The 14,834-nt window shown below is 64.4% G+C and carries 18 protein-coding genes; 6 read left to right on the forward strand and 12 right to left on the reverse strand.

The features are described 5' to 3' along the window. The first annotated feature begins 69 nt into the window (after positions 1–69). Positions 70–291, forward strand: coding sequence for a hypothetical protein (locus XH87_RS02350; protein WP_271586024.1), 222 nt, complete (start codon positions 70–72; stop codon positions 289–291). A gap of 118 nt (positions 292–409) precedes the next feature. On the opposite strand, the gene XH87_RS02355 is transcribed toward XH87_RS02350, so the two are convergent. Continuing rightward, positions 410–652, reverse strand: coding sequence for a hypothetical protein (locus tag XH87_RS02355; RefSeq protein WP_271586025.1), 243 nt, complete (start codon positions 650–652; stop codon positions 410–412). Positions 653–746: 94 nt separating this feature from the next. Then, complete coding sequence (locus XH87_RS02360) at positions 747–1,004, reverse strand: hypothetical protein (RefSeq protein ID WP_271586026.1); 258 nt, start codon at positions 1,002–1,004, stop codon at positions 747–749. Between the two features lie 134 nt (positions 1,005–1,138). Here XH87_RS02360 and XH87_RS02365 point away from each other — a divergent pair, with 134 nt between their 5' ends. After that, positions 1,139–1,360, forward strand: coding sequence for a hypothetical protein (locus tag XH87_RS02365; protein ID WP_158667584.1), 222 nt, complete (start codon positions 1,139–1,141; stop codon positions 1,358–1,360). Here XH87_RS02365 and XH87_RS02370 read toward each other — a convergent pair. The 4 genes from XH87_RS02370 to XH87_RS02385 all read right to left on the reverse strand — a co-directional run bounded on the left by XH87_RS02370 (position 1,357) and on the right by XH87_RS02385 (position 9,925). Then, positions 1,357–2,844 carry an HWE histidine kinase domain-containing protein gene (locus tag XH87_RS02370; RefSeq protein ID WP_271586027.1) on the reverse strand — a complete coding sequence of 496 codons (1,488 nt, stop codon included), beginning with the start codon at positions 2,842–2,844 and terminating at the stop codon, positions 1,357–1,359. The genes XH87_RS02365 and XH87_RS02370 overlap by 4 nt on opposite strands. A 13-nt stretch (positions 2,845–2,857) precedes the next feature. Then, complete coding sequence (locus XH87_RS02375; protein WP_271586028.1) at positions 2,858–9,154, reverse strand: HAMP domain-containing protein; 6,297 nt, start codon at positions 9,152–9,154, stop codon at positions 2,858–2,860. A 67-nt stretch (positions 9,155–9,221) separates the two neighbouring features. Beyond that, complete coding sequence (locus XH87_RS02380) at positions 9,222–9,371, reverse strand: hypothetical protein (protein WP_157461051.1); 150 nt, start codon at positions 9,369–9,371, stop codon at positions 9,222–9,224. A 41-nt stretch (positions 9,372–9,412) separates the two neighbouring features. Next, positions 9,413–9,925 carry a DUF4142 domain-containing protein gene (locus XH87_RS02385; protein ID WP_271586029.1) on the reverse strand — a complete coding sequence of 171 codons (513 nt, stop codon included), beginning with the start codon at positions 9,923–9,925 and terminating at the stop codon, positions 9,413–9,415. A gap of 93 nt (positions 9,926–10,018) precedes the next feature. Here XH87_RS02385 and XH87_RS02390 point away from each other — a divergent pair, with 93 nt between their 5' ends. The 3 genes from XH87_RS02390 to XH87_RS02400 all read left to right on the forward strand — a co-directional run bounded on the left by XH87_RS02390 (position 10,019) and on the right by XH87_RS02400 (position 10,738). Further along, the gene (locus XH87_RS02390; RefSeq protein WP_271586030.1) at positions 10,019–10,213 is read left to right on the forward strand and encodes a hypothetical protein; all 195 of its coding nucleotides are present in this window, start codon (positions 10,019–10,021) and stop codon (positions 10,211–10,213) included. Next, the gene (locus tag XH87_RS02395; protein ID WP_271586031.1) at positions 10,161–10,463 is read left to right on the forward strand and encodes a hypothetical protein; all 303 of its coding nucleotides are present in this window, start codon (positions 10,161–10,163) and stop codon (positions 10,461–10,463) included. The genes XH87_RS02390 and XH87_RS02395 overlap by 53 nt, the downstream gene beginning before the upstream one ends. A 71-nt stretch (positions 10,464–10,534) precedes the next feature. After that, complete coding sequence (locus tag XH87_RS02400; RefSeq protein ID WP_158667589.1) at positions 10,535–10,738, forward strand: hypothetical protein; 204 nt, start codon at positions 10,535–10,537, stop codon at positions 10,736–10,738. A 144-nt stretch (positions 10,739–10,882) separates the two neighbouring features. Here XH87_RS02400 and XH87_RS02405 read toward each other — a convergent pair whose 3' ends face one another. Next, complete coding sequence (locus tag XH87_RS02405; protein WP_271586032.1) at positions 10,883–11,131, reverse strand: hypothetical protein; 249 nt, start codon at positions 11,129–11,131, stop codon at positions 10,883–10,885. 171 nt (positions 11,132–11,302) lie between these two features. On the opposite strand from XH87_RS02405, the gene XH87_RS02410 reads away from it, so the two are divergent. After that, positions 11,303–11,461, forward strand: coding sequence for a hypothetical protein (locus tag XH87_RS02410; protein ID WP_193374152.1), 159 nt, complete (start codon positions 11,303–11,305; stop codon positions 11,459–11,461). Between the two features lie 148 nt (positions 11,462–11,609). On the opposite strand, the gene XH87_RS02415 is transcribed toward XH87_RS02410, so the two are convergent. The 5 genes from XH87_RS02415 to XH87_RS02435 form a co-directional block, all read right to left on the reverse strand. Further along, positions 11,610–12,095, reverse strand: a complete 486-nt coding sequence (locus XH87_RS02415) for a hypothetical protein (RefSeq protein WP_271586033.1) — start codon at positions 12,093–12,095, stop codon at positions 11,610–11,612. Next, the gene (locus XH87_RS02420; protein WP_035710859.1) at positions 12,095–12,442 is read right to left on the reverse strand and encodes a DUF3147 family protein; all 348 of its coding nucleotides are present in this window, start codon (positions 12,440–12,442) and stop codon (positions 12,095–12,097) included. The genes XH87_RS02415 and XH87_RS02420 overlap by 1 nt, the downstream gene beginning before the upstream one ends. Further along, positions 12,439–13,023, reverse strand: a complete 585-nt coding sequence (locus XH87_RS02425) for a phosphatase PAP2 family protein (RefSeq protein ID WP_271586034.1) — start codon at positions 13,021–13,023, stop codon at positions 12,439–12,441. Before XH87_RS02425 ends, XH87_RS02420 begins: the two co-directional genes overlap by 4 nt. Before the next feature lie 78 nt (positions 13,024–13,101). After that, positions 13,102–13,992, reverse strand: a complete 891-nt coding sequence (locus XH87_RS02430; RefSeq protein ID WP_271586035.1) for an SDR family oxidoreductase — start codon at positions 13,990–13,992, stop codon at positions 13,102–13,104. Positions 13,993–14,216: 224 nt separating this feature from the next. After that, positions 14,217–14,768, reverse strand: a complete 552-nt coding sequence (locus tag XH87_RS02435; protein ID WP_271586036.1) for a DUF4142 domain-containing protein — start codon at positions 14,766–14,768, stop codon at positions 14,217–14,219. Between the last annotated feature and the right edge of the window lie 66 nt (positions 14,769–14,834).

The following is a 14,834-nucleotide window of genomic DNA, read 5'->3' on the forward strand; positions in this document are numbered from 1 at the left end:
TTGTTCTAACAAGCCATGGACAACAGAATTAATGAAATCCGACGTAAAATCAGGGCCTTGAGGCTCGAAATGGCCGACCTCGAAGCGTCGGTGCGCGACCTCGTCGAGCGCGACTGCAACTGCACGGAGAAGGCCCTGGTGCAGATGGATCTGCGCCGGAGAATCAACCTCCTGATCGGCGAATGGAGGGCGGCTGGCGGCAGCGATGTGCTGCCCGACGTGCGTAACCGGGTGCGCCTTCGTCCCGCGAAGCCAGTCGGCAACCCCCCGCGTGCGATCGGGCGCCACTGAATGTGCGCGCAGCGTGAGTGCCGGCGCTGGTGGACGTCCGATGCTGACGGCTTGGAGTGTCGAGCACCAAGGCAAAGGGCCCCGCGATGCGGAGCCCTCATGGATTCCAAGGGGTAGCCTATTTGGTATGGGTCATGCCGCCTTTGTTCATCATGGTGCCGCCCTGATCGGAGCCGGAGCCAGAGCCGCCTTGGCCGGAAGGATCAGCGCCCTTGGAAGATTTGGTATTCGCGCCGGTGGTCTGCGATGATGACATCGAGGATCCATGCTTGGCCTTATGCGACTTGGCCTGCACGGCGAACGGCGCGGCGGCGAGGCCGGTTGCCAACATTACGGCGAGAGCGAGCTTGGTCGTCTTCATGCGGGAAACTCCCTGAGTTAATTTGACGCAGGCAGCCAACCGCCATTCGCCGCAGGAGTTCCCGACAAAGCATCTCCCGCGAGAGACGTACGCTTCAAGATTTCTTGTCCTCATCAATGATGAACACGACGCCGGTGAGCGTCGCGCCGACCGCGAACGTCGTCACCAAGGTAAGAGCGAAAACCAGAACGGCCTGGCTTCCGCCGTTATTCAGCAGGTTGGCCACGGCTGGATTGGACAGGACGAGCGTGAGGCCGAAGGTGAGGCCGAGGGCTGCGCCCATCATTGCATGCGTCATCAGCGTGACAAGGCCGCTGGCAGAGATCAGCTCTGACGACTTCTTCGTGCGCATGGGAGTGCATCCCGAACTGGCATGCCAACGCCCGAGCAATTCCCTGGTTCCTTGAAATAATTGTCATCGTCCGCTTCATCCGGCGTTCATGCCGGGCTTGCGAGGATGAGGGCCATCAGAACGGGAACATCGACATGGGTAAGGTCGTCTTTCTTTACCGCTCGCTGGCCTATCGCAACGCGGCCGCAGACATCCTGCGCAAGGCCCGCAGGCTGCCCTGCGGAGCAGAGCGAAGCGCGGCACGCCGCTACGCCAGGGCGCTGCGCGATCTCGCCCGAACGGAAGCCTGGCTGGAAGGGCGGGTCGCGCGCGATCCGCGGATTGCCTCGCGCACGACGAGCGCGGTGTCCGGTTAACCGGAAGCGCGCTCCAACTCGGCGGAGCCGCCACTGTCGAACTTGCCGAGTGCGGTCGTCGACGCCTTGCGCGTCAACGGCACCTCCAGGCGGCACAACAGGCCCTCGGCGCGCCAATCGAATTGCGCCTGTCCGCCAAGCTGGGACTCGATGCTCGCAAGCAGGCTCCGCGTGCCGAAGCCGCGCGACTTCGGGGTCATGACCAGCGGACCGCCGGATTCCTCCCAGCTCAGCGTGAGCAGCCCGTCCTCGACCCGCCAATCGATCGCGAGCTGTCCCGATCGAGTCGAGAGCGCGCCATACTTGGCCGAGTTGGTGAAGAGCTCGTGCAGCGCCAGCGCCAGCGTCTGGGCCGTTGCCGGCAGCAACTGGACTTCGGGACCCGCCAATCTGATCTGGTCGCCGAGCGAATAGGGCGCAAGCTCCTCGTCGATCAGCTTGGAGAGTTCGGCGCCCTGCCAGCTCGACAGCGACAGGATGGTGTGCACGCGCGCCAGTGCATTGATGCGTCCCTCGACGGCATTGACATAGGCCTTGACCTCGTCGGCCCGGGTGAGCCGCACGATCGACTGCGCCAGCGCCAGCGCATTCTTGGCGCGATGATCGACTTCCCGCGCCAGGAGATTCTGCTGCTCCTCCGCGCGCTTGCGTTCGGTGATATCGACGGTGACGCCGCTGACGCGCACCACGCGCCCGCTTCTGTCGACCGTTGCCGCCGCCGTGCCGACGCACCAGCGCACCTCGCCGTCGGGTCGCACGATGCGGAACTCGGTTTCATAGGCGCGCGTGCCCTTGTTGAATTCGGCGACCGCCTTGCGCAACTGATCGACGTCGTCAGGATGCAACAGCGCCTGAACGTTGGCCGGATTGACCTCGAAGCTCCCCGGGCCGACGCCGAAGATGCGGTATTGCCCCTCGTCCCACATCCAATCGCCGTTGATCCAGTCCCAGTCCCAGGAACCCATCTTGCCGGCAGCGATCGCCATGCTGCGCCGCTGCTCGCTCTCGCGCAGCTTCGCGGTGGAGCTCTCGAGTTCCGCAGTGCGCGCGCGGACGCGGTCCTCGAGCTCGTGGTTCAGCCGTTCGAGCTCGCGCGTCTTGCGGTAGAGTTCGGCGAACACCTTGATCTTGGCGCGCAGCACCTCCGGCACGACCGGCACCGGCACGTAGTCCACCGCGCCCATCTCGTAGCCGCGCAACCGGTCGATATCGCTGACCTGGATGGCCGAGATGAAGATCATCGCGGTCTTCTGGAAACGCGGATGCTCGCGGATCATCGCGGCGAGCTCGAAGCCGTCGAGTTCGGGCATGCAGACGTCGACCAGGATCACCGCGATCTCGGTCTTGAGCAGCACCTCGAGCGCCTCGCGCCCCGAGGAGGCGATCACGAGGTTCTCGCCGAGATCCTTCAGGATCACCTCATAGGCGAGCAGCTTGGCCGGCTGATCGTCGACGAGCAGGATGTTGACCTTTTCCTGGTCCATTCGCGGGCCCAACTCAGCGATGCAGCCACATGCGGATCGCAAGCAGCAATTGGTCGGTGTTGACAGGCTTGGCGAGGTAATCGGACGCGCCGGCTTCGAGGCATTTCTCCCTGTCGCCCTTCATCGCCTTGGCGGTCAGCGCGATGATCGGGAGACGAGCGAAGGCCGGGTTCTCGCGGATCACGCCGATGGTCTGATAGCCATCCATCTGCGGCATCATGATGTCCATCAGCACGATCGCGATCTCCGGATTGGATTCGGCCAGCGTCACCGCTTCGCTGCCGGTCGTCGCCGTCAGCACTTTCATGCCGCGTCGTTCCAGCACGCTCGACAGGGCGAAGATGTTGCGGGCGTCGTCGTCGACGAGCAGGGCGGTCTTGCCGATCAAGTCCTCGTCGGAACTGTTCAGCTTCTCCAGCATGCGCTGCTTCTCGATCGGCAGTTCCGTGATCACGCGGTGCAGGAACAGCGCGGTCTCGTCGAGCAGGCGTTCTGGCGATTCCACGCCCTTGACAACGATGCTGCGCGCCATGGTGTGGAGTTCCGCGTCCTCCTCCGCCGAAAGCTCGCGGCCGGTGAAGACCACGACCGGAATGCTCGACAGTCCCTCGTCGTTGCGGATCTGGTCCAGCACCTCGAAGCCGCTCATGTCGGGCAGCCGCAGGTCGAGCACCACGCAATCACACGGTTGCTCGCGCAGCGTCGAAAGTGCCTCCGCGCCGGTGGCCGTGATCACGATCTCGATGTCGTCGTGGTGCAGCAGCTCGCGGATCGAAAGCTGCTCGGCTTCGTTGTCCTCGACGATCAAGAGCCGCTTGCGTCGCGGTCGCGCATATTCCTTGATCTGCGTCAGCGCGGCCGAGACGCCTTCGGTCGTCGTCGGCTTGTTGACGAACGAGAAGGCGCCACGCGCCAGCGCATGCTGGCGGTCCTCATCGAGTGTGATGATCTGCACGGGGATGTGGCGGGTCAACGGATTGTGCTTGAGCTGGCTCAGCACGGTCCAGCCGAGCATGTCGGGCAGGAACACGTCGAGCGAGACCGCCCTCGGCTGGTACTGCTTGGCGAGCTCCAGCGCCTCCGCGCCCCGCGCGGCGACCAGGACCTTGAAGCCCTTGTCGCGCGCGAGGTCGACCAGCACACGCGCGTAATGCGGGTCGTCCTCGACGATCAGGAGGATGCTGTCGCCGGGCTCCAGGTTCAACCGGTCGTCGGGAAGCTGCTCGATGACGCGCTGCTGCTCGGGCGCGGCCGGCTGCAGCGCAGGCGGCTGGCTGTATTGCTGCGGCGCCGGCGCGGCCCGCGGCGCGAGCGTCGGGCCGGAATATTTCAAGGGCAGATAGAGCGTGAAGGACGAGCCCTTGCCCGGCGCGCTGCGCAGATGGATCTCGCCTCCGAGCAGGCTTGCGAGCTCGCGGCTGATCGCGAGTCCAAGTCCGGTGCCCCCGTATTTCCGGCTGGTGCCGGCGTCGGCCTGCTGGAACGCCTCGAAGATCAGCTTCTGCTTCTCCAGGGGAATGCCGATGCCGGTATCGGACACCTCGAACGCGATCACGGCCGGCGCGGAGTTCAGCACCGGGTGGTCCGTCCCCCAGCCGCCGATCGCGCCGGCGACCTTCAGGCGCACTTCGCCTTCGGCGGTGAACTTGAAGGCGTTGGAGAGCAGGTTCTTCAGGACCTGTTGCAGGCGCTTGGAGTCGGTGACGATGCTGCGTGGCAGATTTGGATCGACGTCGATCTTGAACGACAGGTTACGGTTGTCCGCCTCGTGCCGGAACGGCCGGCCGACGGTCTCGAGCAGGTTCGCGGTCAGGATTTCCTCGGCGTCGACCGTCACCGTGCCGGACTCGATCTTGGAGAGATCGAGAATGTCGCTGATGAGATTGAGCAGGTCGGTGCCGGCGCCGTGGATGGTGCGGGCGAATTCGACCTGCTTGGCCGAGAGGTTGCCGTCCGGGTTGTCGGTGAGCTGCTGTCCCAGGATCAGGATCGAATTCAGCGGCGTTCGCAGCTCGTGGCTCATATTGGCAAGGAATTCGGACTTGTATTTCGAGGTCAGCGCAAGCTCGGTCGCCTTCTCCTCGAGCGCGCGGCGGGCCTGCTCGATCTCCTGGTTCTTGCGTTCCACCTCGACGTTGCGCTCGGCGAGCTGCTGCGCCTTCTGTTCGAGCTGGTCGTTGGTCTGCTGCAATTCGCGCTGCTGGGTCTGCAACTCGCCGGCGAGCTGCTGCGACTGCTTGAGCAGGCCTTCGGTCTGCATCGTCGCCTCGATCGAGTTGAGGACGATGCCGATGGAGTCGGTGAGCTGCTCGAGGAATGTCATTTGCGACGTCGTGAAGGAGGTGAGCGAAGCGAGCTCGATCACGGCCTTGACCTGAGCTTCGAACAGCACCGGCAGCACCACGAGGTTCTTCGGGGCGACGCGGAACAGCGCCGAATTGATCGGCACCACTTCGGTGGGAATATCCGCGACCAGGCGCGGCCGCTTGTCGATGGCGCACTGGCCGATCAGACCTTCGCCGAACTGGAGTACGCGCTGATAGGGATAGATGCCGTCGCTGGCGTAGGACGCCAGCAGCAGCAGCTGGGAATTGTCCTCGTTCTCGACCTGGTAGATCACGCCGGTATGGGCGTTCACCAGCGGCGACAGTTCGGTGAGCAGAAGCCGGCCGACGGTGGTGAGGTCGCGCTGGCCCTGGAGCATGTTGGTGAATTTGGCGAGGTTGGTCTTCAGCCAGTCCTGCTCGGTGTTCACGTCCGTCGTGAGACGGAGGTTCGTGATCATCGTGTTGATGTTGTCCTTCAGCTCGGCGACTTCGCCGCGGGCGTCGACCTGGATCGACCGCGTCAGGTCGCCCTTGGTCACGGCGGTGGCGACCTCGGCGATCGCTCGCACCTGCGAGGTGAGGTTGGCGGCCAGAAGGTTGACGTTGCCGGTGAGATCCTTCCAGGTGCCGGCGGCGCCGGGCACGTTGGCCTGGCCGCCGAGCCGGCCCTCGACGCCGACCTCGCGCGCCACCGACGTCACCTGATCGGCGAAGGTCGCGAGCGTCTCGGTCATGTTGTTGATGGTGTCGGCGAGAGCGGCGACCTCGCCGCGCGATTTCATCGTCAAGTTCTGCTTGAGATCGCCGTTGGCCACCGCGGTCACCACCTTGACGATGCCGCGCACCTGCTCGGTCAGGTTCGCAGCCATCAGGTTCACCGTGTCGGTGAGATCCTTCCAGGTGCCGGCGACGCCGGGCACCTGCGCCTGGCCGCCCAGCTTGCCTTCGGTGCCGACCTCGCGCGCCACGCGCGTCACTTCGCCGGCGAAGGCGTTGAGCTGGTCCACCATGGTGTTGATGGTGTTCTTGAGCTCGAGGATTTCGCCCTTCACGTCGACGGTGATCTTGCGCGACAAGTCGCCGCGCGCGACGGCGGTGGTCACTTCGGCGATGTTGCGGACCTGCGTGGTGAGGTTCGCAGCCAAGAGGTTGACGTTGTCGGTGAGATCCTTCCAGGTGCCGCCGACGCCGGGCACGACGGCCTGACCGCCGAGCCGACCTTCGGTGCCGACCTCGCGCGCCACGCGCGTCACTTCGGCGGCGAAGGAGCGGAGCTGCTCGACCATGGTGTTCAGCGTGTCCTTCAGGAGAAGGATCTCGCCGCGCACGTCCACCGTGATCTTCTTCGAGAGGTCGCCGCCGGCGATGGCGGTCGCGACCTCGGCGATGTTGCGGACCTGGGCCGTCAGGTTCGAGGCCATGAAATTGACGTTGTCGGTGAGGTCCTTCCAGGTGCCGGCGACGCCGGGCACTTCGGCCTGGCCGCCCAGCTTGCCTTCGGTGCCGACTTCGCGCGCCACGCGCGTGACTTCGCCGGCGAAGCCGTTGAGCTGGTCCACCATGGTGTTGATGGTGTTCTTGAGCTCGAGGATTTCGCCCTTCACGTCGACGGTGATCTTGCGGGAGAGGTCGCCGCGCGCGACGGCCGTGGTCACCTCGGCGATGTTGCGGACCTGGGCGGTGAGGTTGCCCGCCATCGAGTTCACGCTGTCGGTCAGGTCCTTCCAGGTGCCGGCGACGCCGGGCACGTTGGCCTGACCGCCCAGGCGGCCTTCGGTGCCGACCTCGCGCGCCACGCGCGTCACCTCGCCAGCGAAGCGGTTCAGCTGGTCGACCATCGTGTTCAGCGTGTCCTTGAGCTGAAGGATCTCGCCGCGTACGTCCACGGTGATCTTGCGCGACAGGTCGCCGCCGGCGATCGCGGTTGCCACTTCGGCGATGTTGCGGACCTGGGCGGTGAGGTTGCCCGCCATCGAGTTCACGGAGTCGGTCAAGTCCTTCCAGGTGCCGGCGACGCCGGGCACACCGGCCTGGCCGCCGAGCTTGCCGTCGGTGCCGACCTCGCGCGCCACGCGCGTCACTTCGCCGGCGAAGGCGTTGAGCTGGTCCACCATGGTGTTGAGCGTTTCCTTCAGCTGAAGGATTTCGCCCGACACGTTCACGGTGATCTTCTTCGACAGATCGCCCTTCGCCACCGCGGTCGCGACCTCGGCGATGTTACGGACCTGGCCGGTGAGGTTCGAAGCCATCGAGTTGACGCTGTCGGTGAGGTCCTTCCAGGTGCCGCCGACGCCGCGCACCACGGCCTGGCCGCCGAGCTTGCCTTCGGTGCCGACCTCGCGCGCCACGCGCGTGACTTCGCCGGCGAAGGCGTTGAGCTGGTCCACCATGGTGTTGATGGTGTCCTTCAGCTCCAGGATTTCGCCGCGCACGTCCACGGTGATCTTCTTCGACAGGTCGCCGCCGGCGACCGCCGTCGTCACCTCGGCGATGTTGCGGACCTGCGCGGTCAGGTTCGAGGCCATCGAGTTGACGCTCTCGGTCAGGTCCTTCCAGGTGCCGGCGACGCCGAGCACGTTGGCCTGGCCGCCGAGCCGCCCGTCGGTGCCGACCTCGCGCGCCACGCGCGTGACTTCGCCGGCGAAGGCGTTGAGCTGGTCGACCATGGTGTTGAGCGTCTCCTTCAGCTGAAGGATCTCGCCGGATACGTTCACCGTGATCTTCTTCGACAGGTCGCCGCTCGCGATGGCGCTTGCGACGTCGGCGATGTTGCGAACCTGCGCGGTCAGGTTCGAGGCCATGAAGTTGACGTTGTCGGTGAGGTCCTTCCAGGTGCCGGCCACACCGGGCACCTGAGCCTGGCCGCCGAGCTTGCCCTCGGTGCCGACCTCGCGCGCCACGCGCGTCACTTCCGAAGCGAACGAGTTGAGCTGGTCCACCATGGTGTTGATGGTGTCCTTCAGCTCCAGGATCTCGCCGCGCACGTCCACCGTGATCTTGCGCGAGAGGTCGCCGCGCGCCACGGCGGTGGTGACGTTGGCGATGTTGCGCACCTGTGCAGTCAGGTTGCCGCACATGGCGTTGACGGAGTCGGTCAGGTCCTTCCAGGTGCCGGCCACGCCCGGCACGATCGCCTGGCCGCCGAGCTTACCGTCGGTGCCGACCTCGCGAGCCACGCGCGTCACTTCGGAAGCGAAGGAGCGGAGCTGGTCCACCATCGTATTGATGGCTTCCTTGAGCTGGAGGATCTCGCCGCGGACGTCCACCGTGATCTTCTTGGAGAGGTCACCGTTGGCGACCGCGATCGTCACCTCCGCGATGTTGCGAACCTGGTTGGTCAGGTTGTTCGCCATCGAGTTGACGCTCTCGGTCAAGTCCTTCCAGACGCCGGTCACCTCAGGCACCTGGGCCTGTCCGCCGAGCTTGCCTTCGGTGCCGACCTCGCGTGCCACGCGCGTGACCTCGGAGGTGAACACGCCCAGCTGCTTGATCATGGTGTTGACGATGTTCGCCGACTGCAAGAACTCGCCGCCGAGGGGGCGGCCATCGACGTCGAGCTTGACGGTCTGCAGCAGGTCACCTTGTGCGACGGCGGCGACCGCGCGCGTCACCTCGCGCGTCGGCCACAGCAGGTCGTCGATCAGCGTGTTGACGGAACCTTCCATGTCGGCCCATGAGCCTGAGGCGAGGCCGAACTTCACACGCTGGCGGGTCTTGCCTTCGCGCCCCACCACCTGGCCGACCAGCTCGAGCTGCTGCGCCATGCGCTGGTTGGCGGCGATTATTTCGTTGAGAGTGTCGGCGATCTTGCCGTCGATGCCGAGATAGTCGCCGCTCATGCGCACCGAAAAGTCACCGCTGCGCATCGCCTGCAAGGCGAGCAGAAGTTCCGCCCGGGAATCCGGCTCCGACGCACCGTTGGTTTTTGGCTTTGGGACGCGACGACCGGAGCGTGATGCAGTTCCGGGATCGAGGTCGCTCATACTAATTCCCCCGCAGGCGTCGGCCGAATCCGCGGCACGACGCGTTTGGTCGAAATGAAATAGAGCGTCAGCCAAATTCGAAATCAAGCGCCAAGGTGCGGCGCGAGGAAATGGAACCCGCTTTGCTCAGCCCGGCCGAAACAACGATGATCCGCCCAATCGGTTCCATGCCATCAGAAGGAAAATGCCGTCGCCGGCCCGCTGCCTGCACGTCCATCCCGGCATCCATCCTTCGGAACGGAGCACCGAGCCTGACGGCTATTTGTCCGCCATGGTACGCTCCGCGTCCCTGACCTGTGAGCGCAACATCGGGAGCTGTTCGCGCGCGAACGCTGCGAGCGCAGCGTTGTCGGGCGCCTTCAGATAGCGCTCGAGAAGTCCGATGATCGATTCATACTCGGGAATCTGCGCGGCATAGAAGCTTCTGACGTAGGTCGGACCATCCGACATTTCGGGCGCGACGAGGCTCGCGGTCGAGGATGAGGCCTTGCCGGCGCGTGGCTCCGCGCCAATTGCCTCCTGCACCTCTTTCAGACTCTTGTCGCGCTTGGCCGCTTCCTCTGCGCGCAGGGCGGCGAGGTTCTTGACCTCCGCATTGCCCTTGAGGTCGGTGTTCTCAAGAAGCCCCTGTTGAAATCGGCTGAAGTTGTAGGCGCCGCTGATAACCTCGATCGCAGTGGGTGGCCGTTCGCCAAGGCTTCGCTCGCCGGCACTGTCGGCAAGCGCCGCGGTGTTGATGAATGCCAGGATGATCGCGGCAAGAACTCGCATCGATATCAATGACGGACGGCGTGCGAAGTTCCCCGATTATTACGATCCGGTAAGCGGCTTGCGACGCGGAGGTTCCGTCCCCACGTCCTCCGCATGAAGCAGTCTGACATCTTCAGGGATAACGCCGACAATTGTCTTCAGCTTGCCGAGCGCGCCAACGGACAACCCGCCCACAAGCGCTATTCGCGTATGGCCGACGCCTGGACGGCGCTCGCCAACGAGCAGGATTGGCTCGATGGCGAAATCCCGCCCGTCGCGGTCCACGCTGCGCAAAAGCGAAGCGAGTGAGCCCCTCGTCCTCGTGAATCTGCGCGTGAGACCGCTCACGGAAGGCAAGCGACTGATCTGGGATGATCCGGGAATCGTCGATCGCGTCGATTTCCAGTTTCAGAAGGAGGTTTTGGCGATGGCTCCACGTCTGGCTCTTCTTTCCCTCATTCTCGCCTTCGGCGTCTCGGTGGCGTTCGCGACGGTGACGACGGTGCGGCAGGTACATCTTGAAAACGCATCTGCCGCCGCCCACGCGGTGCGCAGCTAGCAACTGCACCGGAACATTCGACGCGGCAGTGCGTAAGCGCTCCGAGACTTCACGAGAAGCGAGAGCCCATGATGGCCCATTCCGACCAAGGTATCGTCAAGGACAAGCGCGCGGAGGAGCAGCCGCGAGACAAGAAGCGTGCACAGTCCGTGCACAAGACGGATTGGAAAGGTTCGCCCTCGCGTGAAGCGACGCGCGATCCCAAGCTGAACGACAATAGCAAGACGCCAGGCTCCGGCGCCATGCCGGACGGCTCGAGCGATGCGACGGGCTAGTTCTCACGAGGAACGAATTCCCGCGCGAAGAGTCGACGGACTGCTTCCGGTTGTCATGCCCCCGCGCTGGAAGCAATCTCCAGCGACACGGCCCTGGCACGCACTGTGCCAGGGCCGTTTGCTTGTGGGCGGGACTCCTGTGGGTCAGCTCTCGGTGTCGCTCTCCGGATCCCTCTGAGTATGTCCATCAGGTCCGCGGCCGAAAACGCCGAAGCTGCTCGACTTCACGCCGGCGGCTGCGTCGACGCCCGCAGCGGCGAGTCCGAACTTGAGGAGTTCGCGGACTGCTGCCGCCCGCGTCGGCATTCGGTGTTTGAACCGGAAATTGTCAATGGTGGCCAATTCTTCTGGTGAGAGCATGACCTGAAGGCGCTCGGCGCGAAGGTCGTTCATGGCGATCACGCAAATTGAGTAGATTGAGTAGTTTACTCAACGAACCAATTTGGCAAGAGTTCCGCCAGAGTCGACAAAGTCGTCAAATGAGTAAAAAAATTCAGTAAAATCAATAAGTTATATTGAAACAGATTCTGCCTTGGCGCATTCTTTCCGAAAGGGAGAGAGGCCATGACGGACGAAGTCAGGTTACCCCGGAAGCTTTCCGAAGAGCCCGAGGCGCCCGGGCCGGTGCGGCCAAGCCACCAGAAGGTCATCGAACAGGTCGAACGCTGGGCCAACAGCCCGGGCCTGCAGCCACCGAGGACGGAAGATGCGAAGACGATCTGAGCCACACACATTCGAACAACGTCTCGATGCGCAGAGGCTGCGGCTTGAGAATGAGCTTACCGGCCTGCCGGATGGCGAGGAGCGGAACTCCGTTCTTGCCCGGCTCGATCAGCTTCAGACCGCTGCCGAGATGTATGGCTTCCTGATGCTACGTGAAGAGGCCGCGGTCCTTCGCTGATCGTTCGCCGCGTGCGGGCCGGATGCGGCGGGAGGTGATGCGAAGCGTCCGCCTCAGCCACCACGCCGATACCGAGATGGTGGTCCAGACCAGAATTGCGGCGGCGAATGCGCCGATGACGCTCATCGAAACCAGGGCGTAGAAAGTAACGGCGAACGCGGCAAGACCGATGCTTCCAAGGCCGGCCCCCGCAGCGTCCAGCGCTGCGGCCTGCCGGCCGCGTCTTCGTCCGCTGAAGCCGGCTTTCTCCTTGGTGCGGCGCGCGTGGCTTTCGATGAGCGTTGCGCTGGCGCAGAAGATGGCGGGGAGAGCAAGGAAGAGCCCGCCGGTCGAGGTGCCGAGGCGTGCACCGACAAGCCCTGCGAAAACCGTCGCTCCCCCGCCGAGCAGGAAGCGTACGCCGTACTCGTACCAGCGTGTCTGCTTCAGAGCGGATGACGACAGCTTGATCAGCATCAGGCGGCGCCTCCCAGGCCTGCAAGCAAGCCGAAGGCAACAGCAAGCCACACGACGAGAGCAATGATCGTGGCGGGAAGGGCCGCGAGGTAAAACCTCATCAGCAAGTGACAGACGACCACGCTGTAGCAGGCGAGCGCAACGGCACCGTAGATCATGGTCCAACTTTCGGCTGCTGCATAGGCGGGGCCGTGCTGGATGACGACGATCCCCAGCGTGGCGAGTGCGACCGAAGGCGCCGCGCCCAGGAGACCGGCGAAGCTTTTGGGCCTGAGCATGTCGCCGAGGATCGAAAACATCGAAACGATGACGCCGCCGGCGATGAACCGCAGGACATATTCGGTCATCGCGCAGCCCGTGACTTTGCGCGCTCGCGGCGTGGTCCGGTCAATGTCCACGGTCGAAGCAATCGTTCGACCGCCGCGCCGAGTGCGAAGCCCGCGGCGACGTCGCTGGCCCAATGTGCGAGCAGCGCAACACGTGTCAGCGACAGCGCGACCGCAATCGCGCGCACCGCGCGGCGTCGCGCCGGCGGCAGCAGGCCGGCCGCGGACGCCAGCGCGCCCATGTGAACGGCATGGCCGAACGGAAAGGCATCGCGCGGCTTGCCAGAGAGGGGAACACCATGCCGATGGCCGACAATTGTCAGCCGGTCGGGCCTGGTCTGGTCGAACACCGATTTGAGAAGATGCGGTATCACCGCCGTTGCCAATGAAGCCGCCAGGATGTGATTGGCGATCGGCTGCTTCGCTGGCTGGCGTAGCCGGACATAAAGCCAGCCTGCTGCGGCGAGAGAGAGGAGCACATACTCGTCGGCCCCCCAGGTCATCGCTTCCGCGGCATCCTCGAGCCCGGACCTCGTGTGGGCTGCGATCTCGCCGGCGATCACCGTATCGATCCGTGTCGGTTTGACTGTTAAAGGCGCCATCGATTCGCGACCGGCGAAGGTTTCTCCATGAAAGATGTCCAAAGCCCGGAAGCCCGCGGAGTTCCTGAGCGCGGTGCGCTACGGCTGTCCCGATCCACCGGAAGAGCCATACACCTGCCCGGTCGCATAGCTGGCATCGGCCGCCGCAAGCTGCACATAGATCGAGGCAAGCTCGGCGGGCTGACCTGGACGCTCGAGCGGCGTCATGCCGCCGAACTTCTCCAACTTTTCCATCGAGGCGCCACCGGAGACCTGAAGCGGCGTCCAGATCGGCCCCGGTGCCACGCCGTTGACGCGGATGCCTTTCGGGCCGAACTGCTTGGCGAGCGACTTGACGTAATTCATCGTCGCCGCCTTGGTCTGCGCATAGTCGTAGAGTTCCGGAGACGGGTCGTACGCCTGCTCGGACGTCGTGCCGATGATGCACGCGCCGGGCTTCAGATGCGGCAACGCCGCCTTGATGATCCAGAACGGGGCATAGATATTCGTCTTCATGGTCGCGTCGAAATCCTCCGAGGAGACGTCGAGGATCGACTCGCGGCTCTGTTGCCGCGCGGCGTTGCAGACCACGATGTCGAGACCTCCGAGCCCTTGCCGGGCCTGCTCGACCAGTTGCTTGCAGAAGTTCTCGTCGCGGAGGTCGCCGGGAATGGCGAGCCCGGTGCGTCCTTCCTTTTTGATCAGCGCAATCACCTCTTGCGCGTCGGGCTCCTCGTTCGGGACATAATTGATGGCGACGTCGGCACCCTCGCGCGCATAGGCGATCGCGGCGGCCCGACCCATGCCTGAATCGCCGCCGGTGATCAGCGCCTTGCGCCCGGCGAGGCGTCCCGAGCCCTTGTAGCTGGTTTCGCCATGATCCGGGCGCGGCTCCATCTTGCCGGCGAGGCCCGGCCAAGGCTGCGACTGCTTCCTGAACGGCGGCTTCGGATAGCGGGTGACGGGATCGACGAGGTTCTGCTCGGCCATGTCAGTATTTCCTTTCGGTGTCGAGGTCGCCAGCGAAGCCGCGGCAAGCGTTGCGCTCGCCGCGCGCACGATGTGCCGGCGGGATATTGAGGTCTTGCCTTCATGCGCCATGATTGCCTTGATGCGCCATGAGCGGTCTCCGCGACCTTGCAGTCTCAACCGGTGGAGAGGCGCATCGTTGCCAATGCGAGGACGCCGGCGGGGGCGGCGTCCTCGAAGGATATTTACTTCGACTGTCCGATGCTCGGCGCCTTGCCGAGCTCCTTGGCCATGTCGAGGTGGTGCTTCAGCGTCGGCAGCGTCTTGCCGGCCCAGTCTTTCAGCGCGGAATTGTCGCCGCCCTTGGCATAGCGCTCGAACAGCGAGACGGCATCCTCATGGGCGCTCACCTGGTAAGAATTGTAGTCCGAGCTGAAGTCCTTGCCCGAGGCGTTTTTGAGCTTGTCGAGCTTGCTCTGGTGCGAGCTGTCGAGCGCCGTCGGCAAGGTTGCCTGAACCTTGCCGTCGCCCACCAGGCTCTTCAGTTCGCCGCTGGTCTTGGTGTGATCGGTCACCATCTGCTGAGCGAATTTCTTCTCCTGTGCGCTGCCTTTCTGCGCGGCCAGCTTGCTCGACTCGATCTCGAACATGTCGCTGATGGCGACCTCCTTGACGAAGTCGGCAGTGGTCGGCGCAACGCCGAGCGCCGAATTGACGCCGGTCTTCTCGCCCAGCGATTGGGCGAGTGCGGGGCCTGCAAGAAGCACGCAGGCGAATGCGATGACAGCACGTTTCATGGTCCGGTCCTCTGGAATGATTGCGCAGCCGCTCGCCGCGCACCTCCTTGCGCCAACCCGTTCTCG

Origin of the sequence: Bradyrhizobium sp. CCBAU 53415 (assembly GCF_028128735.1) — a bacterium.
GTDB lineage: Bacteria > Pseudomonadota > Alphaproteobacteria > Rhizobiales > Xanthobacteraceae > Bradyrhizobium.

What these genes read in the sequence shown, in the direction of transcription:
- XH87_RS02410 (WP_193374152.1), top strand. Translation starts at nt 11,303, where the DNA reads ATGACGGACGAAGTCAGGTTACCCCGGAAGCTTTCCGAAGAGCCCGAG.
- XH87_RS02400 (WP_158667589.1), top strand. Translation starts at nt 10,535, where the DNA reads ATGGCCCATTCCGACCAAGGTATCGTCAAGGACAAGCGCGCGGAGGAG.
- XH87_RS02380 (WP_157461051.1), bottom strand. Translation starts at nt 9,371, where the DNA reads ATGGACGTGCAGGCAGCGGGCCGGCGACGGCATTTTCCTTCTGATGGC.
- XH87_RS02395 (WP_271586031.1), top strand. Translation starts at nt 10,161, where the DNA reads ATGGCGAAATCCCGCCCGTCGCGGTCCACGCTGCGCAAAAGCGAAGCG.
- XH87_RS02405 (WP_271586032.1), bottom strand. Translation starts at nt 11,131, where the DNA reads ATGAACGACCTTCGCGCCGAGCGCCTTCAGGTCATGCTCTCACCAGAA.
- XH87_RS02385 (WP_271586029.1), bottom strand. Translation starts at nt 9,925, where the DNA reads ATGCGAGTTCTTGCCGCGATCATCCTGGCATTCATCAACACCGCGGCG.
- XH87_RS02390 (WP_271586030.1), top strand. Translation starts at nt 10,019, where the DNA reads ATGAAGCAGTCTGACATCTTCAGGGATAACGCCGACAATTGTCTTCAG.
- XH87_RS02375 (WP_271586028.1), bottom strand. Translation starts at nt 9,154, where the DNA reads ATGAGCGACCTCGATCCCGGAACTGCATCACGCTCCGGTCGTCGCGTC.
- XH87_RS02365 (WP_158667584.1), top strand. Translation starts at nt 1,139, where the DNA reads ATGGGTAAGGTCGTCTTTCTTTACCGCTCGCTGGCCTATCGCAACGCG.
- XH87_RS02435 (WP_271586036.1), bottom strand. Translation starts at nt 14,768, where the DNA reads ATGAAACGTGCTGTCATCGCATTCGCCTGCGTGCTTCTTGCAGGCCCC.
- XH87_RS02430 (WP_271586035.1), bottom strand. Translation starts at nt 13,992, where the DNA reads ATGGCCGAGCAGAACCTCGTCGATCCCGTCACCCGCTATCCGAAGCCG.
- XH87_RS02425 (WP_271586034.1), bottom strand. Translation starts at nt 13,023, where the DNA reads ATGGCGCCTTTAACAGTCAAACCGACACGGATCGATACGGTGATCGCC.
- XH87_RS02355 (WP_271586025.1), bottom strand. Translation starts at nt 652, where the DNA reads ATGAAGACGACCAAGCTCGCTCTCGCCGTAATGTTGGCAACCGGCCTC.
- XH87_RS02360 (WP_271586026.1), bottom strand. Translation starts at nt 1,004, where the DNA reads ATGCGCACGAAGAAGTCGTCAGAGCTGATCTCTGCCAGCGGCCTTGTC.
- XH87_RS02420 (WP_035710859.1), bottom strand. Translation starts at nt 12,442, where the DNA reads ATGACCGAATATGTCCTGCGGTTCATCGCCGGCGGCGTCATCGTTTCG.
- XH87_RS02415 (WP_271586033.1), bottom strand. Translation starts at nt 12,095, where the DNA reads ATGCTGATCAAGCTGTCGTCATCCGCTCTGAAGCAGACACGCTGGTAC.
- XH87_RS02350 (WP_271586024.1), top strand. Translation starts at nt 70, where the DNA reads ATGGCCGACCTCGAAGCGTCGGTGCGCGACCTCGTCGAGCGCGACTGC.
- XH87_RS02370 (WP_271586027.1), bottom strand. Translation starts at nt 2,844, where the DNA reads ATGGACCAGGAAAAGGTCAACATCCTGCTCGTCGACGATCAGCCGGCC.